The organism is Pseudomonas sp. WMBT8, from assembly GCF_050916005.1.
Classification (GTDB): Bacteria; Pseudomonadota; Gammaproteobacteria; order Pseudomonadales; family Pseudomonadaceae; genus Aquipseudomonas.
In genome coordinates this window covers 2,615,331-2,639,413 of sequence record NZ_CP188096.1, presented here as the reverse complement: position 1 = coordinate 2,639,413, position 24,083 = coordinate 2,615,331, and the positions used below count along the sequence as shown (strand labels likewise).

General features: G+C 56.7%; 26 protein-coding genes. 10 read left to right on the top strand and 16 right to left on the bottom strand.

Annotated features, from left to right (window positions below):
• Positions 1–172: 172 nt before the first annotated feature.
• The 5 genes from ACO77H_RS12455 to ACO77H_RS12435 form a co-directional block, all read right to left on the bottom strand.
• The gene (locus tag ACO77H_RS12455; RefSeq protein WP_432755605.1) at positions 173–2,521 is read right to left on the bottom strand and encodes an ATP-binding protein; all 2,349 of its coding nucleotides are present in this window, start codon (positions 2,519–2,521) and stop codon (positions 173–175) included.
• Complete coding sequence (locus ACO77H_RS12450) at positions 2,518–4,878, bottom strand: ATP-binding protein (protein WP_432755604.1); 2,361 nt, start codon at positions 4,876–4,878, stop codon at positions 2,518–2,520. The genes ACO77H_RS12455 and ACO77H_RS12450 overlap by 4 nt, the downstream gene beginning before the upstream one ends.
• A gap of 23 nt (positions 4,879–4,901) precedes the next feature.
• A complete protein-coding gene (locus ACO77H_RS12445; RefSeq protein ID WP_169954311.1) occupies positions 4,902–5,567 on the bottom strand; it encodes a response regulator transcription factor in 666 nt (221 codons plus the stop codon).
• Positions 5,568–5,680: 113 nt separating this feature from the next.
• Positions 5,681–6,346, bottom strand: coding sequence for a response regulator transcription factor (locus ACO77H_RS12440; RefSeq protein ID WP_169954312.1), 666 nt, complete (start codon positions 6,344–6,346; stop codon positions 5,681–5,683).
• A gap of 381 nt (positions 6,347–6,727) precedes the next feature.
• Entirely contained in the window at positions 6,728–8,062 is a 1,335-nt protein-coding gene (locus ACO77H_RS12435) for an EAL domain-containing protein (RefSeq protein WP_432755603.1), read from the bottom strand.
• A gap of 299 nt (positions 8,063–8,361) precedes the next feature.
• On the opposite strand from ACO77H_RS12435, the gene proP reads away from it, so the two are divergent.
• Positions 8,362–9,864 (top strand): glycine betaine/L-proline transporter ProP, encoded by a 1,503-nt coding sequence (gene proP, locus ACO77H_RS12430; RefSeq protein ID WP_169954314.1) that lies wholly within the window; start codon positions 8,362–8,364, stop codon positions 9,862–9,864.
• A 177-nt stretch (positions 9,865–10,041) separates the two neighbouring features.
• On the opposite strand, the gene ACO77H_RS12425 is transcribed toward proP, so the two are convergent.
• The 6 genes from ACO77H_RS12425 to ACO77H_RS12400 all read right to left on the bottom strand — a co-directional run bounded on the left by ACO77H_RS12425 (position 10,042) and on the right by ACO77H_RS12400 (position 14,534).
• The gene (locus ACO77H_RS12425; RefSeq protein WP_432755602.1) at positions 10,042–11,298 is read right to left on the bottom strand and encodes an OprO/OprP family phosphate-selective porin; all 1,257 of its coding nucleotides are present in this window, start codon (positions 11,296–11,298) and stop codon (positions 10,042–10,044) included.
• A gap of 273 nt (positions 11,299–11,571) precedes the next feature.
• Positions 11,572–12,483 (bottom strand): LysR family transcriptional regulator, encoded by a 912-nt coding sequence (locus ACO77H_RS12420; protein ID WP_169954316.1) that lies wholly within the window; start codon positions 12,481–12,483, stop codon positions 11,572–11,574.
• A gap of 11 nt (positions 12,484–12,494) precedes the next feature.
• Positions 12,495–12,827 (bottom strand): DUF2790 domain-containing protein, encoded by a 333-nt coding sequence (locus ACO77H_RS12415; protein WP_432755601.1) that lies wholly within the window; start codon positions 12,825–12,827, stop codon positions 12,495–12,497.
• Between the two features lie 95 nt (positions 12,828–12,922).
• A complete protein-coding gene (locus ACO77H_RS12410) occupies positions 12,923–13,738 on the bottom strand; it encodes an aminoglycoside phosphotransferase family protein (RefSeq protein WP_432755600.1) in 816 nt (271 codons plus the stop codon).
• Positions 13,735–13,941 carry a hypothetical protein gene (locus ACO77H_RS12405; RefSeq protein ID WP_169954318.1) on the bottom strand — a complete coding sequence of 69 codons (207 nt, stop codon included), beginning with the start codon at positions 13,939–13,941 and terminating at the stop codon, positions 13,735–13,737. Before ACO77H_RS12405 ends, ACO77H_RS12410 begins: the two co-directional genes overlap by 4 nt.
• Before the next feature lie 167 nt (positions 13,942–14,108).
• The gene (locus tag ACO77H_RS12400; protein WP_170043080.1) at positions 14,109–14,534 is read right to left on the bottom strand and encodes a hypothetical protein; all 426 of its coding nucleotides are present in this window, start codon (positions 14,532–14,534) and stop codon (positions 14,109–14,111) included.
• Between the two features lie 295 nt (positions 14,535–14,829).
• Here ACO77H_RS12400 and ACO77H_RS12395 point away from each other — a divergent pair, with 295 nt between their 5' ends.
• The 3 genes from ACO77H_RS12395 to ACO77H_RS12385 all read left to right on the top strand — a co-directional run bounded on the left by ACO77H_RS12395 (position 14,830) and on the right by ACO77H_RS12385 (position 16,571).
• Entirely contained in the window at positions 14,830–15,549 is a 720-nt protein-coding gene (locus ACO77H_RS12395) for an endonuclease (protein ID WP_432755599.1), read from the top strand.
• 60 nt (positions 15,550–15,609) lie between these two features.
• The gene (locus ACO77H_RS12390; protein WP_170058695.1) at positions 15,610–15,792 is read left to right on the top strand and encodes a hypothetical protein; all 183 of its coding nucleotides are present in this window, start codon (positions 15,610–15,612) and stop codon (positions 15,790–15,792) included.
• A gap of 173 nt (positions 15,793–15,965) precedes the next feature.
• Positions 15,966–16,571, top strand: a complete 606-nt coding sequence (locus ACO77H_RS12385; protein ID WP_432755598.1) for a hypothetical protein — start codon at positions 15,966–15,968, stop codon at positions 16,569–16,571.
• Between the two features lie 46 nt (positions 16,572–16,617).
• Here the strand turns inward: ACO77H_RS12385 and ACO77H_RS12380 are convergent, their stop codons facing one another.
• From ACO77H_RS12380 to ACO77H_RS12370, 3 genes are all read right to left on the bottom strand, one after another.
• A complete protein-coding gene (locus tag ACO77H_RS12380) occupies positions 16,618–16,938 on the bottom strand; it encodes a hypothetical protein (RefSeq protein ID WP_432755597.1) in 321 nt (106 codons plus the stop codon).
• A 72-nt stretch (positions 16,939–17,010) separates the two neighbouring features.
• A complete protein-coding gene (locus tag ACO77H_RS12375) occupies positions 17,011–17,448 on the bottom strand; it encodes a hypothetical protein (protein WP_169954323.1) in 438 nt (145 codons plus the stop codon).
• Positions 17,449–17,725: 277 nt separating this feature from the next.
• Positions 17,726–18,616 (bottom strand): LysR substrate-binding domain-containing protein, encoded by an 891-nt coding sequence (locus ACO77H_RS12370; RefSeq protein WP_432755596.1) that lies wholly within the window; start codon positions 18,614–18,616, stop codon positions 17,726–17,728.
• A 115-nt stretch (positions 18,617–18,731) separates the two neighbouring features.
• Here ACO77H_RS12370 and ACO77H_RS12365 point away from each other — a divergent pair, with 115 nt between their 5' ends.
• Positions 18,732–19,172, top strand: a complete 441-nt coding sequence (locus ACO77H_RS12365) for a PACE efflux transporter (RefSeq protein WP_432755595.1) — start codon at positions 18,732–18,734, stop codon at positions 19,170–19,172.
• Positions 19,173–19,222: 50 nt separating this feature from the next.
• Complete coding sequence (locus tag ACO77H_RS12360; protein ID WP_432755594.1) at positions 19,223–19,753, top strand: hypothetical protein; 531 nt, start codon at positions 19,223–19,225, stop codon at positions 19,751–19,753.
• Between the two features lie 118 nt (positions 19,754–19,871).
• On the opposite strand, the gene ACO77H_RS12355 is transcribed toward ACO77H_RS12360, so the two are convergent.
• Entirely contained in the window at positions 19,872–20,441 is a 570-nt protein-coding gene (locus ACO77H_RS12355; RefSeq protein WP_432755593.1) for a DJ-1/PfpI family protein, read from the bottom strand.
• Positions 20,442–20,566: 125 nt separating this feature from the next.
• Positions 20,567–21,019 (bottom strand): hypothetical protein, encoded by a 453-nt coding sequence (locus tag ACO77H_RS12350; RefSeq protein WP_432755592.1) that lies wholly within the window; start codon positions 21,017–21,019, stop codon positions 20,567–20,569.
• Positions 21,020–21,801: 782 nt separating this feature from the next.
• Between ACO77H_RS12350 and ACO77H_RS12345 the strand changes: the two genes are divergently transcribed.
• The 4 genes from ACO77H_RS12345 (at position 21,802) to ACO77H_RS12330 (ending at position 23,755) form a co-directional block, all read left to right on the top strand.
• Entirely contained in the window at positions 21,802–22,041 is a 240-nt protein-coding gene (locus ACO77H_RS12345) for a hypothetical protein (protein WP_432755591.1), read from the top strand.
• A 59-nt stretch (positions 22,042–22,100) separates the two neighbouring features.
• A complete protein-coding gene (locus tag ACO77H_RS12340; RefSeq protein ID WP_432755590.1) occupies positions 22,101–22,454 on the top strand; it encodes a siphovirus Gp157 family protein in 354 nt (117 codons plus the stop codon).
• A gap of 101 nt (positions 22,455–22,555) precedes the next feature.
• Positions 22,556–23,332 carry a hypothetical protein gene (locus ACO77H_RS12335; RefSeq protein WP_169954330.1) on the top strand — a complete coding sequence of 259 codons (777 nt, stop codon included), beginning with the start codon at positions 22,556–22,558 and terminating at the stop codon, positions 23,330–23,332.
• A gap of 186 nt (positions 23,333–23,518) precedes the next feature.
• Positions 23,519–23,755 (top strand): hypothetical protein, encoded by a 237-nt coding sequence (locus tag ACO77H_RS12330; protein ID WP_432755589.1) that lies wholly within the window; start codon positions 23,519–23,521, stop codon positions 23,753–23,755.
• The last annotated feature ends 328 nt before the right edge of the window (positions 23,756–24,083 follow it).

Here is a 24,083-nt window from a genome sequence, read left to right as displayed (position 1 = left end):
CACTCCTAAAAACAGGCGCTGCAATGTTTATCAATAGAGAAGCTGCGAACATCCGGTGGCCGCCATCGAGCTTTATCGAGGCGATGAGGCATATGTTGCGGCAGGGCATGCAATTCGCGGCGATTGCATCATTCCCAGAGCAACCTGTCCTGCTGTGAAGCCCCGACCCTGCCTAGGCTCCGCAGGGAAGCCCGGCCCTGTGCTCAAGCAGGCTACGGGCATGACCCGCAACCGCTTCTGCTGGCCAGTTCACTTCGTCCTGCAACAGCACTTCGATACGCTGCGCCGTGGCCGCGAAGTCCTCCCAACCGACGTCCAACGCGGCAGTGCGCAGCCTGTGTAGCGCCTCCAGCGCCATGCCGCGATCGCGCAGGGCAAGTAGTTCTATGAGGCTGTTAAGTTCCTGGCGCACGGCCTCCGGCGACCCTGGAGTTTCCAGGTACTCTGCAACTTGCGGCGCCGGGGTTACTTCGCACCAGAGTTCAATCATCTGCTGCAACATGACCTGTTGGAGCGGTTTGCTCAGTACACCATCCATACCGGCATCGAAACAACGTTGCAGGTATTCATTCCCGCTAAATTGCGAGAGCGCGATGATCGGGCAATATGAGCGTTCCTGTTGGAGCTGCGACTCACGAAACGCGCTGACCATGCGCTCGGCGTCGCCCTCTGGCGAGTCACAGTCGATCAGCACCATATCGACCCGGTGCGCACTGAACAACGCCACCGCCTGGTCGGCATCAGCCGCCAGCAGCACCGCGCAACCAAGGCTGTCGAGTTGTGCCTGCAACACTTGCCGACTGGGTAGCGAGTCGTCCACCACCAACACCTGCAAACCGTTAGCCGATTCCGCGCTCGGCGCAGGCTCAGGTGCCGGCAGTTGCGGGGAAACAGCCCGCTCAACTGGCAACCGCACCTCGACCTGGGTACCGACCCCCTGCAAGCTGCTGAGCACCAACCTGCCGCGCATCAACCTGACCAGGCGCCGGCAGATCACCAGGCCCAGGCCGGTACCGCCAGTGCGCCGATAGGATTGCTTGGCCTGGGCATACGGCCGGAACAGCGAGGCTTGCGCCTGCTTGGACAAGCCTATGCCCGTATCGATGACCCGGATCACCAGTTGTCGCACCTCGACCGCAGGCTTTTCCAGCTGTTGCAACTGCACCTCTACCCGCCCCACATCGGTGAACTTGACGGCGTTGCAGATCAGGTTGCGCAGCACCTGCGCCAGACGCAGTTCGTCCAGCAACAATGGTTCGCCGGGACGCTCGCCGGTGACGAGCAGCTCAATGCCCTTTTCCTGCGCTTGCGTTCGATGCTCGTCGACTACCCGCAAGACCAGCGCCCATGGGTCCACCGGTTCAAGATTGAGGGCCAGTTGCCCGGCTTCCATCTTGGAGATATCCAACACATCATCCACCAGCCGCAGCAAGGTATTGGCGCCGCTATTGGCCAAGCCGGTGAAATGTCGCTGCTGCTCATCGAGCGGGGTGTGCTCCAGCAGTTCCACGGCGGCCAGCACTGCGTTCATCGGCGAACGCACTTCATGGCTGATGACCGCCAGGAACATCGCCTTCTCCCGTTCGCTGTTCATGGCCTGGCGCCGTTGCAGGCGACTTTGCACGACCAGTCCGACGAGCACTGCCACCACGGCCAGCAGCAACCACAGCTCACTTTGGTAGTGCTCGGCAATGGCCTTGACGGTAGGAATGTCCAGGTCCATATCCGCAAACCAGGCGTCATAGATCGCCTTGCGCTCTTCGCCGCTGATGGAAGCCAGCACCTTGTCCAAAATAGACAGCAGGAGCACATCGCTGTCACGTACTGCCATGCTCACACCGGTATGCAGCAACGGCAGCACCCCAGAAATCTGCAGTACCCCATGATATTGGCGGGACAGGTAGGGAATCAGCAGCCATTCCGAAGCAATCGCCGCGTCCGTGCGGCCGTCCTTGACCATCGCCATCATGTCCAGCGCATTCAGGGCAGAAACAATGGTTATCCCCGGGGCCTTACGCTTCAAAAAAGCGATGTAATCCTCCTCACGCCCCAGCATCACCACCCGCTTGCCGGCGAGTTGCTCCAAGTCGGCAAACGGTTGATCGCCAAAACGGCTGACGATAACGGTCGAGCTGGTGTTGTAGGGCGTGGTGTAACGCAGCCCGAGATCCTTTGCCGGGTCATCGTCCCGGCGCCGGGTGGACAAGATATCGACTTCGCCGCTGATCAGCATGTCCTTGCGGGCGCTGCGCGTAGTGGTGGTGACGGGTTCGAAATACAGGCCCGTGCGCGATGCAATCAACCCCAGGTATTTGGCTGACAACCCTCTGAGTTGGCCATTGCTGATGTATTCAAAAGGCAGCAAGTTATCGAATACGCCAACACGCAGCACCGGATGGGCAGCAATCCAATCACGCTCCTGCTGGGTCAACTCCAGCGGCGTCGGGCCGGCCTGCACCCCAACGCCCAGGTTTCCCAGCACGAACGCTATCAGCAGCAGGCGTAGCAATTTGGCGTTCATCGCTGGGTCACCCGCGTGGCACGCGCGGGCGGCAGCACTTCCAGGGGAGCATCCCCGCCCAAGGCCCGCCAATGCTCAACCAACGCCCGCAGGGCCTGGGCGTAGGCCGGGCTATCCCAGCCCTCCTGCGCACGCAGCAGGCGCTCCAGATACTCGGCACTCTGCCCCAGGGCCAGCCACTCCATAATCAGCGCAGCACCGTGCAGACGATGGGCAACGTGGACGGCGCTGGGGCGGTCACAGAGCGCTATGGCCTTGATCAGGCTCCCCAGGTCACTGGCCATCTCCCGATTGATCGCCGCCTGATCCAGCTGTGGGGCCATCAGGCTCGCACGGGGTGCAGCCAGGGTGACGTCGCACCAGCGCTCGATCACCTCGCGCAGTTGCCCAAGGCGTATCGGCTTGCTCAATGCGGCGTCCATCCCAGCATCCATGCAACGTTTGAGGTGCTGTTCACCGGTCAGGGCAGAAATGGCAATGATTGGGCAGCGTGGACGCCCCAAGCCGCGCTCGAACTCACGCAGTTCGCGAACCAGGCTGTAACCGTCCTGGTCCGGCAGGTCACAGTCCATCAGGATCAATTGGTAGGCCTGCTGCGCGAACAAGCTGTGGGCCTGGGCGGCATCGGCGGCGATCACCGCCTCGCAGCCAAAGCCGCCGATCTGCGCCCGCAGCACTTCCTGGTTGGCCAGGGTGTCTTCCACGACCAGGATTTGCAGGCCGCCCGTCTCGGCCTCTGGCGCGGAATGCTGAATCTGCGGTGGTTCAGCAGTCTGGGGGGCAACCGTTACCGGCACGCAGAGGATGAAGGTCGTGCCAACCCCCGGCTCACTGCTGAGTGTGAACGACCCCTGCATCAAGTTCGCCAGTTGCTGGCAGATCACCAGGCCCAGCCCGGTACCACCGGAGCGCTTGTAGGATTGACTGGCCTGGGCATATGGCCGGAACAACGACGCCTGTACCGCTTCGCTGATACCGATCCCGGTATCGCGCACCTTGACTTGCAACTGTTGACCACCGGCCGGTAGGGCCAACAGGCACAGCTTGATGTCGACACCGCCGGCATCGGTGAACTTGATGGCATTGGAAAGCAGGTTATGAAGAATCTGCGTCAGGCGGGAGCTGTCGAGTAACAGCAAGGGCAGCGCGGTGTGGATGCTCACATTCAGGCTCAGGTGCTTTTCCCGGGCGCGCAGGCGGTGCAAGCCCACTACGCCCTGCACCAGCGCCGTCACATCGGTCGGTTCAATGCTCAGGCGCAACGCCCGCGCACCCGAGCCTGGCGTGTCCAGCACGTTATCCAGCAAACGCACCAACGCATTGGCGCCGCCATTGGCAAGGTGCACAAAGTGGCGCTGCTGCTCATTGAGCCGGGTGTGCCCCAATAACTCCATGGCCGCCAGCACGGCATTCATAGGCGAACGAATTTCATGGCCCATGACCGCCAGGAACATGGTTTTTTCCTGCTCGTTGCGCACAGCCTGACGCCGCCTGCGATGGCCGCGATAGACCAGCACACACAGGCTGGCCAGCACCAACGCCCCCATGATCAGGACATGCCAGTAGTGGCTGGAGATGGCAAGCAGGGTTGGAACATCCAGATCCAGCTCGTGATACCAGTGGTCGTACATGTCATTGCGTTGCTCGGCAGTGATCGAGCCCAGGACTTTTTCGAGGATCGAATGCAGCAGTGCCTGGTCCGAGCGAACCGCCATGCTGACATCCAGCATCTGGCTGCCGACCACACCTGAAGCCTCCAGGATGCCCTGGAACTGGCGGTACAGATAAGGCATCAGGAAGGTTTCCGTGGCAACGGCCGCGTCAGCACTGCCGTCCTGGACGCGGGTCAGCATCTCCAGGGCCGATTTGCTTTTGATCAGCGTGACCTCGATTCCTGATGCTCCGACGATCTCTTCGTAATGATCCACGTCAGGAACCATCACGGTTTTGCCATGCAGTTGGTCGAGGTCGAAAATATCCGGGCCTTCGAAACGCGTCACGATGATCGGCGAGGTGGTCTGGTAGGTCAGCAAGGCAAGGCCCTTGGTGGCCGGCTCAGACCTGAAACGCAAGTAAGAGGACAGCAGATCCACCTGGCCATCGAGGAGCATTTGCTCGCGTATCTCAATGGTCTTTCCCGGAACATAGGTGAATTCAAGGCCGGTGGCATCGGTCACCAATTGCAGGTAATGCACTGAGCGTCCCTGCAGGGTGCCATCACGCATGTACTCAAAAGGTATCAGGTCTTCGACCACGCCCACCCGCAACACCGGATGCTGCTGTATCCAGCGCTGCTCCTGCTCGCTCAGTTGAACCGGGCCAGCAGCGAAGACGGTCCCTCCAAGCGACCACAACAACAAGCCCCCCAACCACCACCGCCTCATGGCGAGCCAATGATTTTGTTGAGCTTGAACAGTTCGTTGTTCGACGTAACCCCCAGCTTGCGAAACGCCGAGGTTTTCTGGGTGCTGATGGTCTTGATGCTGCGATTGAACTTCTCGGCAATTTCAGTGATGGTCATGCCCGCCAGGTAACAACGAATGACCTCCTGCTCGCGACTGGTCAACTCCGCCAGGATCAGGGCGTCCGGCACTTCGTCAGAGCCTTTGCGGGTATCACTGGTGACGGTTTCGGCCAGGCGATAGGTCATGTCGGGACTCAGGTACACCGCCCCCGATGCCACTTTGCGGATGGCCTTGACCAACTGGTCCATGTCCTCACCCTTGCCGACAAACCCGCGGGCTCCGACACGCATGGCCAGGCCCACGGTCGCCGGGTCGTGATGGGTGGACAACACAAGGATGTGGCTAGCGGGAAACTTGACTCGCAAGGCACGGATCAATGAGACGCCGTCCAACTCCTCGGGACTCAGGGAGAAATCCAGTAGCAGCAAGTCTGCAGGCGCCGTGGCGAGACCGGCGATCAGGTCGCGGCTGCGCTCATAAATGCCTACTACTTCAAAGTTCGCCTCGGCCGCCAGGGTATTGGCCAGCCCATGTCGAACAACCGCGTGATCATCCAACAAAGCAATACGTATAGATTTCATTATGATCGAGCCCACTCAACCCAGCGCAAGCCGCGCTGCCGAAAACAGGGATACCCAACGATAGAACAGTATATGCAACAAGCGGCAAATGACACGGCGCCAACCCGCCAGGTTCAGATACCTTCAATGAGGTGCTTGATCTTGAATAGCTCGTTGTTCGATATCACACCCAACTTGCGAAAAGCCGAAGCCTTTTGGGAGCTGATGGTCTTGATGCTACGGCTGAATTTCTCAGCAATTTCGGTGATGGTCATGCCCGTCAGATAACAGCGAATCACTTCTTGCTCACGGGCAGACAGACTGACAAAGCGCAACGCGTCCTCGCGATTGCGCGCCTCGCCGTCATAGTTGACCGCAGTGGCTTCGGCAACCCTGTAGGCCATGTCCGGGCTCAGGTAAACCGCCCCCGACGCCACCAACCGGACGGCGTCGACCAACTGACCCATATCTTCACCCTTGCCGAGAAATCCCCGGGCACCGGCACGCAAGGCCAGGATCACGGTGGCGGCGTCATGGTGCGTAGAGAACACCAGGATGCGGCATTGTGGAAACTTCACCCGTAACGCTCGAATCAGTAACACGCCATCCAACTCGCTGGGCCCCAGGACATAGTCCAGTAACAGCACCTGCGCCGGGTCCTTGGCCAGCCCTGCCAATAGTTCACGCGTACGGGCGTAGACACCGACCACTTCAAAATCAGGTTCCTGCAGCAATCGATTGACCAGGCCATGTCGCACGATTGCATGATCATCCAGCAAAGCAATTTGTAAGCGTTTCATAGATCACAGGACACTCTGTATAACGAGCAAAAAGATGAAAAATAACGCTATCTCATCATTGGTAAGTTGCCGTCAGGGAAGACGGACCTACAACATCAATTCCATCCGTGCAACTGAGCCATCGCACATTAAAAACAAACAGGCGAACTTTCGATCAGGCAATACAACACCCACCGGCAAACTTTAAGTTGCCAGGCAAGTAGTCGACTTTTTGAGATTCAAGACATCCAGCAGTGGTTATCGAATGGGCAGAGCAGTTAACTCCAGCGGCATACAATTTAATAAAATCGATGATGGAAATTTAAAGCCATGACGAAACAATTGAAATAAGAGCACTCCTAAAAACCGCCTCCTCCCAGAGCCAGACGGACAGAAGTATGTTTACGGGTGTTTCCCCCGCTCAATCAGGAAGCTCAAAAAGGCCTCGATTTCCATCGGCCGCGCCAGCGCATAACCCTGCCCGACGCGGCAGCCCAGGCGATGCAGCAGAGGGATCGTGGACTCATCCTCAATGCCCTCGGCCACCAGGTTCAGATTCAGCAGGCCGGCCCAACTGACGATGCCCGCAATCACCTTGCGTGATGACGAGTGCTGCTCTACGGCACGCACGAATGAGCCGTCGATTTTCATTTCATCGAACGACAGGTTCGCCAACAGGTTCAACGTGGCCGCGCCGGTACCAAAATCATCCAGGGACACCTGGAAACCCTTGGCGCGGATTGCCGTCAGCGATGCGGAAAGATGCAGTTCGTCCGGTTCGGGTACGTCCTCGGTAAGCTCGATTTTCAGCAAGTGGTTTGGCAATTCGGCCTGCTGCATCCGTGTGGCGAGGCGGTCGGCAAAATATGGGGTGCAAATGGTTTTTGCCGAGGCATTCACCGCGATGGGGATCAGAATGTTTTCACGCTTGAGGGCCAGCATCGCCCGGATGCTCCACATTTCCACCAGGCTGAACAGCAACAGGTCCAGGCCCAGTCGGTTAACCAACGGCATCAGCACCGACGGCGGGATTTCACCAAAGCGCGGGTGCTTCCAGCGCACCAATGCCTCGGCTCCCACTACACGCCGGCTCAACAGCTCGAATTGTGGCTGGAACACAAAGCGCAAGCCCTCCCCCGTGGTCAGCGCATTGATCACTTCATCCTCGGCCAAGGCGTCGAATGTGGTCATGTGCAACTGCGGGTCCGGTTTCGCGCGGGTCAGCATCACGGCTCGCAAGGCATCACCCAGTTCCAGGGTTGCGCCTTCGCGCAGGATCTCCACCAGAATCCCGGCGGCGCGGGCCAATCGGGCATGGGACTCCAACGCACTGATGGCGACCCCGCCCATGTGCTTGATCCAGCGCTGCTGGGTGCCGCCATGCAGGGAAGCCACGCCGCCCTCTTCCACAGCACGCACCTGCGCATTCAAGGTGGCTTCACCGGTCCAGAAGATGCTCGGCAACTGCGCCACGGCGCCGGCTTCGTGCAGCCCCTTGAGCAGGCTTGGCAGCATCAGCCCATCATCAGACCCCGGACGAATTTCGCAGAAGATGACGTCCACCGGCTGGTCGACCAGCCAGGCCTCTACGTCGCTCAAGGATTTAGCGTTGGCCAGCGCTGTAACGCCCATACTGCTCAACGCGCCGGACAGCCAATTGGCACAGGTGGCGTCGGTTGCCAACGTGATAACGCGTAGGGCGTTGAACTCGTTGGGTACGGCGGCATTTACGATCATGACAAGAATTTCCCGATACTTTTCCAGGAAAAAAGCTTATCAGTGGCAAAAAAGAAGCAAATAGGATTGGGACTAAAAGCACCCTTGTCTGCGGGGTGGGCGACCCAGAACGGAGCGCTGTGCGGCGGGTATCAGGGCAGTTGTGCTGCGTCAGCGTTGACGAACATCGCCGGCAAGCCGGCGCCTACAGGAAAAAAAACATTAAGCGGTGAATTATTTCGTGTCCTCATGTATCTGACCGAGTAGACCATGCCATTAAAACAATGGCATCGACACCGTTCAGTGACAGAGTGACCTGTATGAAATCACGCAAGAAAAGTGTCAGCCCAATCGGGTTGAAAGACATCACCATTGTCGACGACGCCAAGATGCGCAAGGCGATCACCGCCGCAGCACTGGGCAATGCCATGGAGTGGTTCGACTTCGGGGTGTATGGCTTCGTGGCTTATGTGCTGGGCAAGGTGTTCTTCCCCGGCGCCGACCCTGGCGTGCAGATGATTGCGGCGCTGGCGACCTTTTCCGTGCCGTTCCTGATCCGCCCACTGGGTGGCCTGTTCTTTGGTGCGCTGGGGGATAAGTACGGGCGGCAGAAAGTCCTCGCGGCCACCATCGTGATCATGTCCATCAGCACCTTTGCCATCGGCCTGATTCCGTCCTATGCCTCGATTGGCATCTGGGCCCCGATCCTGTTGCTGTTGGCCAAGATGGCCCAAGGCTTCTCGGTGGGTGGTGAATACACCGGGGCCTCGATCTTCGTCGCCGAATACGCCCCCGACCGCAAGCGCGGCTTCCTCGGCAGTTGGCTGGACTTCGGCTCCATCGCAGGCTTTGTGCTCGGTGCGGGCGTAGTGGTGGCGATCTCCAGCGTGCTGGGTGAAGAACAGTTCCAGGAGTGGGGCTGGCGCCTGCCGTTCTTCCTAGCCCTGCCCCTGGGCATGATCGGCTTGTACCTGCGCCACGCCCTGGAAGAAACCCCAGCCTTCCAACAGCATGTTGAAAAGCTTGAACAGGGCGACCGCGAAGGCCTGGCACGTGGCCCGCGCGTATCGTTCAAGGAGGTCGCCACTCAGCATTGGCGCAGCCTGCTGACCTGTGTCGGCGTGGTGGCCGTGACCAACGTCACCTATTACATGCTGCTCACCTACATGCCCAGCTACCTGACGCACAACTTGCACTACAGCGAAAACCACGGGGTGCTGATCATCATCGCGATCATGGTCGGCATGCTGTTCGTGCAACCCATGATCGGCTTTATCAGCGACAAGGTCGGGCGCCGGCCCTTTATCATCGCCGGCAGTATCGGCCTGCTGGCCCTGGCTATTCCGGCCTTTATGCTGATCAACAGCGGCAAGCTCGGGCTGATCTTCGCAGGCTTGCTGATGCTGGCGGTGGTGCTGAACTTTTTTATCGGCGTGATGGCGTCCACCCTGCCCGCGATGTTCCCCACCCACATCCGCTACAGCGCCCTGGCCAGTGCGTTCAACATCTCGGTACTGATCGCCGGCCTGACCCCGACCGCCGTGGCCTGGCTGGTGGAAAGTACCAACGACCTGTACATGCCTGCGTACTACCTGATGGTCATTGCCGTGGTGGGCCTGGTCACCGGCCTGACCATGAAGGAAACCGCCAACAAACCCCTGCGCGGCGCGGCCCCGGCAGCGTCGGACATGGAAGAGGCACGGGAGCTGTTGCAGGAGCATCACGACAATATCGAACAGAAGATCGAAGACCTCGACGAACAGATCGCCGAGCTGGAAGCCAAGCGCCAGAACCTGGCGCAACAGCATCCGCGGATTGACTGATTGCGCTACACAACAAATGTAGGAGCTGGCTTGCCAACGATAGCGGTGGGTCAGCCGCCGACAATGGTGACTGAACCACCGCCCTCTCGAGCAAGCCCGCTCCTACAGGGGATGACGGCGGACCAATCGACAGTATCGCCGACTCGCCCTGGCTCATCTGATTTCGGAACCTGTGGCTTAGAAAGCGTATTGCAGGCGCATCACCACCCCATCACCGGTGTCATCACCCAGGGTGTTGCTGACGTTGTCCGTGCGGGCCTTGACGTAGTTGGCGCTGACCTTGACCGCCTCATTGGCGTACCAGTTGACGCCCAGGGTATGCGCCTTGCCCTGGCTGTCACCTACCTGGCGCACATTGGTGCTGACCACGACATTATCGTCTTCGACGGTAAACGCGTCGTAGCGGTAGAACACCTCCCAGGCGCCGATTTGTTTGTTTTGCGGTTTGATGGAGTCGAACTTGGCGCCATCGAGTTTGTAGATGCGAGGCTCGCCGGTCAGGGTATAGGCCAGTTGTGCGTAGTAGCCGCTGGCCTTGATGTCACTCTGTGCTGCATCGGCCTTGAGGGTCCGTCGCAAGTACTCACCCTGCACCGAGAACGCATCCAGCGCCCAAGCACCTTCCAGGCCCCACACCGAGTCGTCCTGCCATAAGCCTTGCTGGGCCGCACTCCCGCCAAATACCGAGCGGGTGCCATTGGTGCCGGCACTGTTGCCGCCGTTGGTCTCGACGCCACGCATGCCCATGCGTGAGCGGATGCGCGTGTCGATGGCGGCGTCCTTGAGGTCTCGGTAGGCGTATTGCAGCCCTACGTGCAACACATTGCCGGATTCGTGCAGTGGCGCAAACACGCCGCGCAGGTTGTAGCGCTTGACGCTGTCGCCGTCAGTGTCGTTGTTGTTTTCGCTGAACACACTGCCGGACAAATAGGCCATCTGTCCCACCACGCCGTTGGCCTGTACGCCCATGCCGACGTTGTCGTTGACCCACTCGGCCACATCGTAGGAAAGGTTACGCTCCAGGGCCGTGACCCATTTGGAACTGGTGGCTTTCTCCAAGCCAAAATCGGTGTAGAAACGCCCTACTTTTACATTCAACGGATTGAACCCGGTGTAGGTCACGCTGCCTTCGTCGAAGTAACCTGCGCTGTCATTGCCCACGTTACGGGACAGGTCGTAGTTGATCTGGTATTTCCAGTCCTTGTAGACCGTGCCGCCAAACTCCAGATAGGCACGCCGAAAATACGCGGCGTCCGCCGTGTTGCCGTTACGGGTGTAGTAATCATCAAACCGGGCGTAATCGGCCTGGATACGCCCGCCCAGCTTGAAGCTGAACTCTTTGTCGGCAGTGGCCACTTCCAGGCCGCCCTTGGTTTTGAGCACAATATCGGCGCCATCGGTGGTTACCGTGCCTGCCTGCGCCGAAATGGCCAATACGCTCCCCGCCACCGCCAGGCTGAATTGAGTTAACCGAACGCACTTTGAATAACTAATCGACATCAACTTCCCCTCACTATCGTTAAGTATTACTTGGCGACGGGGAGTTTCCAAAGACCAAATGACATTTTGGATTTATTCACAAGACAGTTTTGTGACCATGGATATTTCTTGCCCTTTAACCGCGACAAGGACCTTATAAACAAGGGAATTACAAGTTACACAGGCATTCACATCGAATATTTCAGAATGGTTAAAACCAATACCAACTTAGATGACTCTTTCAAACCAGTCACGCCGTTCTTCGAACACTTTGTGAATCAACGCCACCAGCGCTTGCACATGGGGTTGCTCAGCGGTCAAGGGCGCCGTGGACAGCCATGCCAGCCGTTCCATAGGCTCACCAAACAAGGGGGTCAGGGCCAGCAGGTTTTTATCCAAATGGCCGATGTAGTCCGGTAACAAACCGACACAGGCACTGTGCCTGACCCACTCCTGCACCCACGCCTGGGAATGCACCTGGGCCACTGCGCGCTGGCGCTGTTTGACCAGGCGGTTCCAGGGTGCAAACGCCGCAACCGGCGCATTCGTACGGCCTTGCACCAGCATAAAGTCGGACAAGTGCGCAATTTGCGTCGGCAAACGGTTGCCGCGACAGTAACGCTTGGCCATATGCGGGCTGAAGTCAATGCGCGCCAGACGTTGCGGCGTGGTCATGGCAAACCCCGGCGCTGGACGAGGACGGTCAGCATCCGCCAACCACACCATGACATCCGCCTGGCGTGTTGGCTCGCCCGTCAGCGGGATGACTTCCAACTGCATTGCCGGGTGCTTGCGCATAAAATCCAGCACCTCACGCGCCAGCAGGTCGTGCATGAGGGAGTCTTCCACGGCCAGACGCAACAGCGGTTGAGGCACGGCGCCCACTTGTGGTTGAACATCGCCAAACCGCGCTATCAGCAGCGCTTGCAGGCGCTGCCCCTTGAGGGTCAGGCGTAGGGCATTTTCTCGTAATACAAACAGCGGGCTACCCAGCCGCCCCTCCAACTGGGCCAGTTGCTTGCGCAGTTCTGCAGTACGGATATTCAGGCTACGGGCAGCCTGGCGAAAGCTGGCACAGCGTGCGCATGTCAGAAAACGCTGCGCCAGCTCGCGGTCAATCAACGGTGCCTGCGCAGTCATAGGGCAACCTTTCAGCGGCCATTATTACGGCACTGCCCCATGACTTGATATTCGATAGTGTTGAGCTTGCCGCTCGAGTCCTCGTAAGTCATGCGCGACGGGACGATGTCGCAGGAGCTGATCTTAGGGGTCACGTTGACCACCTTGGCGATGTCCAGTTTCATGCCATAGCGATAGTCCTGGACCTGGGGTTGTTCCTTACCTTGTTTTAGCGCATAAGCAGCCATGGCTTTCTGGTTATCGCTCATCAACTTCTCATACCCACGATCACCGCCGTTTGTGGCGAACGCGACCGTGGATAATGACAACGCCAATGCAGCAATACTTAGTTTCAACAGGTTCATCAGATTTATCTCTCAAGTCATTTTTCCAGACTTGAGATTAACTAACCGACCCTTTCACCAAGGTAGCTTAAAGATTACCTTTCTGTTATGTGCAACTAAGCCTGACGATAATCACCGCCCAGTGCCGCCGCCGCCAGGTGCGCCACCCCGAGGGTGATTCCCGGCTCTTCACCGTCTTCGAGCATCCAGGTCGACGACAAACCTGCCCAGGCGAGCACCCATTGCAGGAGCCTACGCCGCTCGATTCCAGAGGCTTTGGCGACCACTTCGATCCGCCGCGCAAAGCACTCGGGAGCCAGGGCGCTTTGATCGGGGTTGCAGAAGAGGTTGGCGTAATCAAAGCCGCGCTCGCCGTAGAGGCCCTTGGGGTCGATAGCCAGCCAGCCAGCCGCGGCAAAATCCAGGACATTGCCATGGTGGATATCGCCATGCAGTACCGCGACATCCTGGGGCGCCGCCAGCAGATCGCGGGCGGTGCTGGCGCACTGCGCAAGGATCCCGCCGTGCCTCGCCGCCCCCGGCCATAGCGCTTCGAACCACCGCGCCAGGGGAACCAGCGCGGGAATCGGCTTGGCCCGTGGCGCATGCAGGCGCGCGGCCACGCCACAAAGGATGCGCGTGGCCTCTTCATCGCGACCGCCGTTGGCCATCTGTATAAGCGAAGCCGAGCCCAGCGCACGCGCCATCAGCAAGGCCTCCCCGTCATGGGCCAGCACCGGCGCTGCACCGTCACCGTCCCACCAGGCCATCAGCACGCTGCCGGCTTGCTCCTCGGCCACTTGGGAGACCTTGAGCATGGCCGGCACACCGTCCTGGCGAACAGGCAATAGATTGCCGTTGCGCGAGGCGAATGCATCGCCATCGACGGTCAGGTCCCATCGCTCCAGGTATTGATCAAATAGACACATCATGGCTGAGGCGGGAACTTCACAAAGCCCATGGCAAACAGCCAACCGCTGAGCATGGACAGGTAGAGGGAGGTATATGAAGCAACGGTGTAGTCCAATAAGAAGTTGAGCGCGGTGAACGCAATGGCAGCGCACAGGAACTGCGTGCGGGTAAACCGCCTCACAAAGCGTTCCATTGCGGCATTCAAGGTGCGCAGGTACTTCATTGGTTTTCCCCTGGAAATGGTGACGGCATCTACACACTTGCGCCCGTCGGTCCTGAAAAGCGCAAGAATAGTGCTGCATGGAGTTGACGAGAATCAACCACCGAGATGCCCTGGTTGCCCGTACAGCAAAACTGGCCGAGGCTGCGATAGCGCACGCGTTGCCAGCCCTAGGCCAGGGTATTCCACACCTGCGCCAACCCCACCAGGTGCACCAGCCCGTACACCACGCAAATCCCCGAGCTGATCATGATAAAGCGCGTACTACGACCCGTGCCGGCCAACACGAACGGGCCCAGCAGACCACGCAACAGATACACCAGGGTGATTACGCACAACGCAGGGCGCAGCAGGGGCAAGGGGTCGATCACTCCGGCGCCGGACAGCGCATAGGCCGACCACGCGGCGAGCACCAGGGCAATCCCCGCCGTCACCACCGCCGGGAAGCGGCGACCGGCCTTGGCTGCACGTACAAAGCGCTCGCCCGCGCCAAACAGGTGATACCAGGACGGCCCTTTGATGATGACCCCGATATGCATCAGCGCCACCAGCAGGTTAAGCCCGGCAGCGACCAGCAGTGCCGTGTTGTATTCCATTCCATCACTCCCTGATGCCAATTAGCCACATTGCGCGCAAAGGTATCATGCCCCCTCTCCCACGGCGATCAGCGCATTAAAGTCGGCCCCGCAAGCCTGATCACTATCGACTGCCGCGAGACTGGACCGACCGGCGGCAACCCTTTCAGCCAGTTGATGCCGCACTATATCCGGCATGCCTCTACGCCCGACTCTCCCCGCCCCGCCCTTTGAATACCCTGCCCACCTTCGCGCCCAGGCCGAGGCGGCACCGCGTGCGCCCGGCGTGTATTTTTTCTACGCGCAAGGTGAATCGATGCCGCTGTATATCGGTAAAAGTGTCGATATCCGCAGCCGCCTGCTGGCGCACCTGCGTACCCCCGAAGAAGCGCGCATGTTGCGCCAGGCACAGCGGATCGAATATCAGCAAACCGCGGGAGAAATCGGTGCGCTGTTGCTGGAGTCGCGCCTGATCAAAGAGATGCAGCCTTTGAAGAACAAGCGCCTGCGCCGGCAGCGCCGCCTGTGCTCGCTACGCCTGCACGGGGGCAAACTGCAGATCATCGACACCACCGCGCTGGCCGAGGGGCCGCAGTTGTACGGGCTGTTTCGCAGCCGACGCATGGCAATCGAAGCGTTGATCCTGCTCGCCGACGAGCACCGCCTCTGCCATAGCCTGCTGGGTATAGAACCACCCAGCGCGAAGGGCTGTTTCCGTGCGCAGATCCGTAAATGCGCCGGGGCATGCCGGGGCGACGAAACCCATGCCGCCCACACCGAGCGTTTGCTGCAGGCGTTGGCCCACTGGGCCGTCCATCGCTGGCCATACCCCGCCGCCATTGCACTGCACGAGCGCCATGGCCAGCTGGAGCAATACCACGTCGTGGATAACTGGCGGTACATCGGGACTTACGCCTGCGAGGCCGAAGCCCGATTGGCGCCGGCCTCGCCAGCGCAGTCGTTCGATGCTGACAGCTACAAAATTCTTGTACGGCCCGTGCTGTTCGAGAGTGCTCGTGTGGTGCTGCTGTCGTAAGAGGCGCCTTGCAGAGCCAGCGCGCCAGGAACCTTTTGCACAATCGGGAATCAGTGCTGCATGTTTTCACACCAACAACTCAGCGAATTCCCAATGATTTTCAGAAGATCCCTGCTCTGTATCGCCTTGGTGGCCATCGGTTTTATTGCCGGGTACGCCGCAAAACCCAATGATGTGCTTCAACTGACCGCTGGCCAACTCATAGAGTGTGGCGAGGTGACCATTCCTACGCTGGGCATGTGAGCCCGAAATCCGGCCGCTTTCGGTAGAGGTTACTCAGGCTTGGATTCCGGAACCCGCAGGTGCGCGCCGCAACCATAGCCGCCTGAACTACTTTGATAAAACGTCTCCCCCGTATGATGGGCGGCATTCTGTTTCAGGAAATCAACGCTGTTAAGATCGCGAGATACTGGTTCATGGACTCGTGGCGAGCGATCTGCGGGAGGAAACTTAATGCACAAGATGCCTATAATTCTGGCACCGAGGATAGAGAGCAGCAAAAATTGAAAAAGAACTCGTACCTTTATTTGGTGCCTATGATTTTTGGAACGATGCTGACTATTTCATTGCTTTTCGCATGGCGTAGCCATATTTATTCAGTGATTTTTTTCAAGCCGAACTTTCAAAAAATCTATATCACCAGCTCATTAATCTTGGCAGTTATAAGCTCGCTAGGCTTTATAATTTTTAAAAAAGACATATTGTCTGGAAACCTCATAAACACCCTAAAAAAGATTACAGCACTTCCACTGGCATTATTTTTAGTGTGCCTGCTAACCCTACAAATTCCGCTCTCACTTTTAATTTATTTATCCGACGGAACTCAAAGCACTTACACAACGGCATATACACAATCCCCTGGCGGTAGAAATAGCTGCCGCGGCATTGAGATTTTTGAGCCAGAGCTAAATAAGGCAATAAAAATATGTCACTCCAGTGGCGACAGCAATAAGGGTTTAGTCAAGATTTATAAAACCAGCAATACGAAAGGCATCGTCATAACAGGCGCCGCATTTTATTGACGGTTTTTCCAGGTTTGAGATGACTGGCTGGAACAGCTGTACTCCCCTAACCTGCCTTCAAGCTGCGATGCGTAGTAAGCACGCCTTTGTCGTCAAACAGGAAAATCATCTGGTTCCCCCCATTATCCTGGCAAACCACACCGTCAGTTTCCCCGTCAACGATCCCTTGGCAAGCCATGTTCCAGACATAAGGACGGATTTGGCACTTCAGCGTCTTACCGTCTTCAATCACCAGATGATGGGTGGCGGAGATGCTTTCTAGAGCGGGTTTGGGGCAGGCTCCCTCCCCCCAATTGATACCTTGGTGATTAGGTTGGTAAACACAACCAGCCAGCAGGAGCATGGGCAACAGGCATTTGTAATTCATGATCACCATCCTTAGTTGTTGCTCTGTAACAGGGTGCGGGATGCTCGACCCCGTAAAGATGTAGCAGATACTCTAGAACCCCGGCGGAATGTAACCAGGGACGTAAGGAATATTTTTACACTTATTACTGACTATACGGCCATTATCAATCTTGAAATCCACAATCTTGCCAAACGGGTTGACGGTGGCCTCAATCGTACAATCAGAACTGTGCCCTACAGTTTCATAATACTCCGTGTACACCATGCCGTTACCGGTATGATTCATCGAGGTTCCTGCAGCTTCGGTATTGGTCCAGCTTGAAGACTTCTCCCATGTCAGGACAATAAGTTCCTCTCCATTCGCGCCCTTCACCTTCTTGACTGCTGCTGGTTTACCAAATAGGTTCAAGGCTTCCTGATCTGACCTTCCCACCCATCGCTCCTGAGCAATCACCCGGCAACCATTAACAAGCAAGATAACCGGAATTATTGTGGCAACCAGCAACACCTTCGAGATGCGATTAAACATAAAACCTCTTTCACAATAAAAACAAAGTAAAAAAGTTAGCATTGATGCCCTTGCTGGGGAATTAGCACAGATGTGCTAATGGCTCATTGCCCCGTTGTAAAACAAGTAGTGATTGCGCCGATTGTTTAGCTGATACCCTTGCGGTTCAACGTGCTACCTACTCAACTGTTTTGCCCCCTTCCCGGCGTCCTGCCGACAGAACACAAGCTCCCGAATAGCACACGAGTCCTGAGACTTATCGTATGCCCGCGCTCAAAAAAGTGTAGGCCGAGTATCGTCAGCCGTCCTGCAGAGCGGCTCCTGCCAGCCACATAAGGAACGCACTCACAGGCACCTGCCGCTCCCGTCCTGGCACGCACACCGCAACGTAACGCGGACCAAGCAGGCTTACTTCTGGTCTATAGGCCACTAATTCTCCATGCCTGAGGCTGTCGGCGACCAGTACATTGCTTGCCAGCACCAGCCCATGACCAGCAATCGCAGCGCTCAAGGCAAAATACTCATCGTCGAACTCACGCATCTGCGCCGTTTCAAGCCAGGTCTGGCATTCTGCGGCCGCGCACCAGCTTTCCCAGTTGATTGAGAATGCTCCCGGAATTTTCCAGTGTAAGTTGATCAGTTCGATCTGATTTACATTCAACGAGGCCACCAGGCCTGGGGCGCCGTAAACAGAGAATTGCTCTTTCATTAGCTCCTGACAGAACAACTTCGGGTCGTCGCGGCTGACTGAACGAATAGCGACATCGATACTGGAATCACGCAGTAGATCGACTAGTTCGTTACCTGTATCGACCCGCACCTTGACTTGTGGAAAGCTTCGATAGAAAACACCCAGCCGTGGAATTAGCCAGGCAGCGGCCAAGCCCGGCGTAGTAGAAATGGTTAGGGTTTGGGGAACGGTGTCCGGATAAAAAGCCTCCAGGCTGCGGCGAATGTCTAACAAGGCGCGGTGAGTCTGGCGATATAGCAACTCGCCCTCTTCGGTCAATGCGACGCCTTGTCCAGCTCGCTTGAACAGCATCGCTCCGAGGCGGGCTTCCAACATCCTGACCTGGTGGGAAATGGCCGCGGGGGTGACTGAGAGTTCCTCAGCTGCCGCTTTAAAGCTACCCAGTCGCGCAGCCGCCTCGAAGGTGCGCAGCGCGTTAAGCGGAAGAGTCGAAAACACGCATCGTTCCCTAGATGAATTGAATTGATGAATATTTAATTTATCTCATTTTTCTTGGTGTGTACGCAGCGATACCGTTGCAGGTATTCGATCTCGCCACCCTTGGAAAAAAACCATGCAAGGACCTTCGCGAAAAATTCTTCAAGCCATCCTCTATGAATCAATCGCTGTTGCGGTGCTATCGCCTAGCATCTCGTTGATATACGACGAAGGTTTGGCCCATGCGGGTGCGCTGTCGGTGATGTTATCTGTATGCGCGCTGCTGTGGAACGTGCTGTTTAACTACGCTTTTGAACTCTGGGAAGCGCGTCAGTCACAGCGTGCTCGCACGTTGGGCAGACGCTTGCTGCACTCACTGGGCTTTGAGGGTGGGCTAGTTCTAATGTTGGTACCACTGGTGGCATGGTGGCTGGAGATTTCTTGGTGGGCTGCACTGGTCACCGATCTGGGGCTGTTCGTTTTCTTCTTCTTTTACGCGCTGGCGTTTCAGTGGGTCTTCGATAGGATGTTCGATGTACCAAATTCCGCGAAGGGGGAAGTTTCGGTTAACCCATAATTCGCGCGGAATCCAGATTCGCCAACCTGTAGCAGCATCAGGATTTGTCCATGAAAAATGCCACCAGAGCGATTGAGAGCTACATCTTCGGTAAGGACGGAAATCGGCCCGACTTATTGCAACATGCTTTCAGTCTAGACGCAGCTCTTAACGTGCTAGTGCAGAGAGGCAACGTCCTTTTTCCTCCCAACGTCCAGGGGCGCAAAGATATTGCTGAAGTACTAGTACGCAGCTTTAGCCTGCAATATGAGAACGTTTATACATTCTGCCTCGGTGACGCTCCAAAGCCCGACGCCAATGTTCATAAGTGCAAATGGCTGGTTGGCATGTCAACAAAAGCGACTGGAGAGTTACGTGTAGGCTGCGGGGAATATCATTGGATCTTTTCACCGCAAAGCGGCTTGGCCACTCAGCTGTCCATTACCATCGAACACATGTTGGAGTGTCCTTCCCAGCATATGCGAAAAATAATGGACTGGCTTCAAGGTCGCAGCTATCCATGGTGTGAACCTACCGACATGCTTGATTCGGCACCGCCGCTCACTTGCCTCCAGCCGGTTCTTGTCTACGTTGCTACATGACCCCTACTGATATAAACGTAAGCGTTTGGCCGATTGCGGACCTCATGATAGGCAGCAAACGGCCATGAGCGGCCACTCGAACACATCACCTAACCGGCTGTTTTGTAGGACGACGCAGTCACCGATGTTCCGCTGCCAACATTGTTCTGAATTGAGAAGTGGCCTCGGAAGATAGCCCGGCGGCTTCGAACACTGCGCAGGTGAAGCTAACGGGTGCAGGGCCTGGAGCAGTTATGATGCGGTCTGCAACCACAGCTACTGGGCTGCTTCGATAGAGCGTGCGCCCCTCATAACCCATGGCATTCTGTTGCAGGAAGTCGGCGCTGTTCGATGTATGAGGAACGGTGTCGAGAAGGCTGGCCCTGGCAAGTGCCAGCGTTCCCCCACAGATACCGGCAATTGTCGCTCCACTTGCACGACTAGCATGAAGAAACTCCCGAATATCAGGTGCTTCTGCACCTTCCCAGACCATTCCTCCAATCACGACTACAACGTCCGGTTTCCAGTCCAGACATTGTTGCAAACTGCTCTCGACCGTTACCGCCAATCCACCCTGCGAGCGAAACTGCCCCGTAGCAGAAGCGAAAAACCTGACATCGATCCCATAAAACGGAGACGCAGTTCCAGCAATGAAAGCGTATTCCCAGTCCGCAAAACCGGGTGTCAGTATCAATCCCACACGTGCCATCAGTCAGAATCCTCCATGAATGCCAATAACATATGGCGACAACACACATACATCAAGAAAGCAGCTTTTCAAGATCGGCAGCTATTGGCCGACAGACGTCTATCATGACAGACAGAAACCGCGAGTTAGGAGCCATTAGGTGTGGCGTGTAAGAATTTACCGCCTTTAGCCTCAACTGCCGAGCGAACTGCCGCGGCATCTGATGTCGAGCCGATAAATGCAAGTTGCAACTTAGGGAGCATGCTTGATGTGTTACTTAAAGCTGCAATAGCTGAGTTAGCTGCAAAAGAACTATTGGTTCCTGAGATGGCGACGCGCACATCAGCTTTACTTGCAGGGGCAATTATTTGGTGGATGTTTGAAACAATTGGAGATTCTAAACCTGCACTTCCGATAAGAGCGGATGCCATAGCTCCGGAGATGCCGTTATTCGCTGCAGGAACCCAAACCAAATTGAATTTTTGTTGCTCAAATAAAATTGCCGCAGATTGTGCAGCTTGCTGTGGCGATTGACTCCCAGTTGTAGCGCATCCTACTAATGCAAATAACAAAATTGTGAATGCCGCGAAAAGTTTCATAATTGCTCCTGAATATTTATTAGGCGACGGTTCTGTCGCGGAAATGCTGAGTGTATGTTGTATGACTTTCCATCGCTACACATAACCTGTTGATCATCATAAAAGGTGATTTTGTAAACGCGACAATACAGCGTAAGAGCGCGACAGGCTGGGCGCATCATTACTGATGCATTAGTAGACTGCCCACCGCCTGCTTTGGGCCCGACCTACACGTCGCGCCAAGCCTTAGCTGTCGCCTTACTCCTGAGTTATGCGACGACTCATTCGGGCCTGATGGCAAAGGCATTTCGATGTCGCGTTGGTGCGGATTCGCTGGGCCGTTTGCTTTCCTTCGTGAGGGGCAGAAATCGGCCAAAAGCAGTCATCGAGAGTCTCCAAAAACAGGAGCGATTCTGGCAGCTGAAATGCAGGGCCGAGATTTGATATCTCAAATTACTGAGCTAGGATCTTGGCTAAATGCCATCACTCGAAAAGGAAATCACCTTGGCCTTACCTGATACCCTCCGCCTCGCTGTGCTCGGTGTTTCAGCGGACACTCCATTTGAAAGTGCATAGAGCAATGTCAATACGAGGGCATTGGATATAAACCCTTTCATTACTCAGAACCATTTAATGATTGAAAATCAAAGTCCGTGAGCCATGGTAAGCGATTACTGGAAAGGGCGTCGAACCGCCTAAAACGGAGTGTCGGTGAGAGGCTGCCATTGATCGAAAGGAGAAACCCCTCAAGCAGGCGTACCAAACACCAACTGCTACGCTGTTCACTCCAAGGAGGAACACCGATGCCGAACTCAGACCTGCTTCCTTCCCCGCTGTCCAAAATCAACGAAAACCAACCCGCCCTTGAAGCAGCCATCATGGAGCTTACGAACTGGGTTGAGCAGTGGGGCCGATTCCAGGCTGGCACAGACCTCGGTAACCGGCTGACCCTCATCAAGCACCATGCTGGCAGCCTTGAGCTTGAACTCACTCGAATACGACTAACGCATATCCAGACACCTCAGATTTGGGCGCTATCATAGCGCCCGATTGAAGTGTCCAAGATCATTAGGTCACCGGCAAACTCGCCGAACTCCAAGCGATGGCCGACACCAGGAAGAACACCGTCGGCAAGCTCGTCGAGTACCTGCGCAAAAACATGGAGGCCACCGATATAAAAACGATCAGGCGGCCCTTGTTCACGATCACTTTGGCTCTAGCGCCCGAAAAGATCATCGTCGATAAAGAGGACGATATCCCGGACGACTTCATCGACACTAAAACCGTGTTCTCTCCCGACAAGCGCACCATCACGGCCAAGTTCAAGGAAATCCGAGAGCACAACGTAGCCGTACGAAAACGCATGGCCGCCGGTGAAGATGCAGAACACGAACTACTCGAAGAGCCCATCTGGGCACACCTCGCGCGCGGTGACAGCTCCATACGGATCAAGTAAGACAACAGGGTTTTGTAGCAAAAGTGGCGTTATGACGGTGATCATACGCTTCGGGCCAGCTCGGCCTGCACTCATACGCACTTCACTTAAGGATGAGTAACATGAACGATGATTTGAAGCAGTCAGGCTCTACTACCACCTCGCAAACCACCACCTCGTTAGAGCAGGTTAAAACCGGCAGGGTCTTGGATTTCACCTGGGCGCCAAACGCCAACACAACGACCACCACCGTCTCGGCGGACTTTGTCGACTACAAGGTCGACACCTCCCAGGGCAGCCCTACTGGAGACAGCCACTCCATTGCGCGGTTTACCTATGTCCAAGGTAAGGGCGGTGGCCAGATCAGTCAGCTGTTCCTTGAAGAGATGCGTGCCGGCGTACGTGCCAACACCCAGATCGGGCTGATGGTAGGACGCAAATGGGTTCTGGATCCCAACGCTGAAGTATCAGGCAGCATCGGCACCTACGTGGTCGAGCAATTCGATGACATGCGCGCCAGTGTCAATTATGTCGGCGCCTTCGCCCGCGTCTTCGCAGACCCACGAATGGTCAGCTACCACGCCGGGGGCCACGTACACACCAACGTCTCCATCACCGGCAGCAGACCACTGACCATGGTGGACTCAGGTAAGTCGGTTCTGGTTATCAGCGATACAGACGTCACGCTCACCATTGGTGATGACGTGACTGAAGGGTTCAGGGTGAATCTGATCCAGGCGGCCGCCGGCAAGGTCAACATCGCCGTATCGAGCAGCCATGTGATCTACAGCAATGCTGGGAGTCGCACACACACGCTCAACCCACTGGATGAGCTGGAAGTCAGTACCTTCCCATTCGGCCCGGTGTTCCTGGCCTTCCGGGTCAGACCTACTGCCTAACGATCCATTGCGCGCTGGCAGAGGTGGGTCTTACTGCCAGCGCCGTAATCACCGACAGTCCTGGCTCGCACTGCCGGCCAGCGGAATAGAAGAGGCAGGCTAGTTCGGGAAATTTCAGAGAGGAATGCCGCCCACCCTTCCAAGTATCTGCTGATCAACAAGCAGGGAAAAAGGATGACGCAGGGGATGCTGCGCTTGCGCTGGGACAAGGCGCGAGAGATGGCTTGCGAGAAAGCTATCGAACAAGGAGATCCGACGCTCGCCGCGAAGATCGGCGGGTTTCAGTTGCGAGATATTCGACCCAAGGCGGCGTCGGAAATCGTGGATATCGGCGACGCAAGCCTGCTGCTGGGGCAGAGCAATCAGGAAGTCACAAAGCGCGTTGACAGAAGGCTCGGCGCCACTACGAAGCCGTCAAAATAGAAAAGTTATGGAACGGTTCCATAAAAATACAAGCCAGCCACAGCCGCCCCCCAGAAACACAAAAGCCCCGCATAAGCGGGGCTTTTATCTGCATCTTGGCGGGAAACCAGGGACTCGAACCCTGGGAGCGCTATTAACGTTCGCCGGTTTTCAAAACTGGTGATTTTTTCTTTAAATTCAGCAAGTTAACCATTTTAGCGCTTTCGCATCCCTCCATATTTCGATACGCTGAAAGCCCCATAACTCAAGGGGTGCACATCAGGTTGCGGAAATGATTTACTCCCCGCCCCGACGTCCTGCCGACCAGCACACAAACTACCAAATGGCC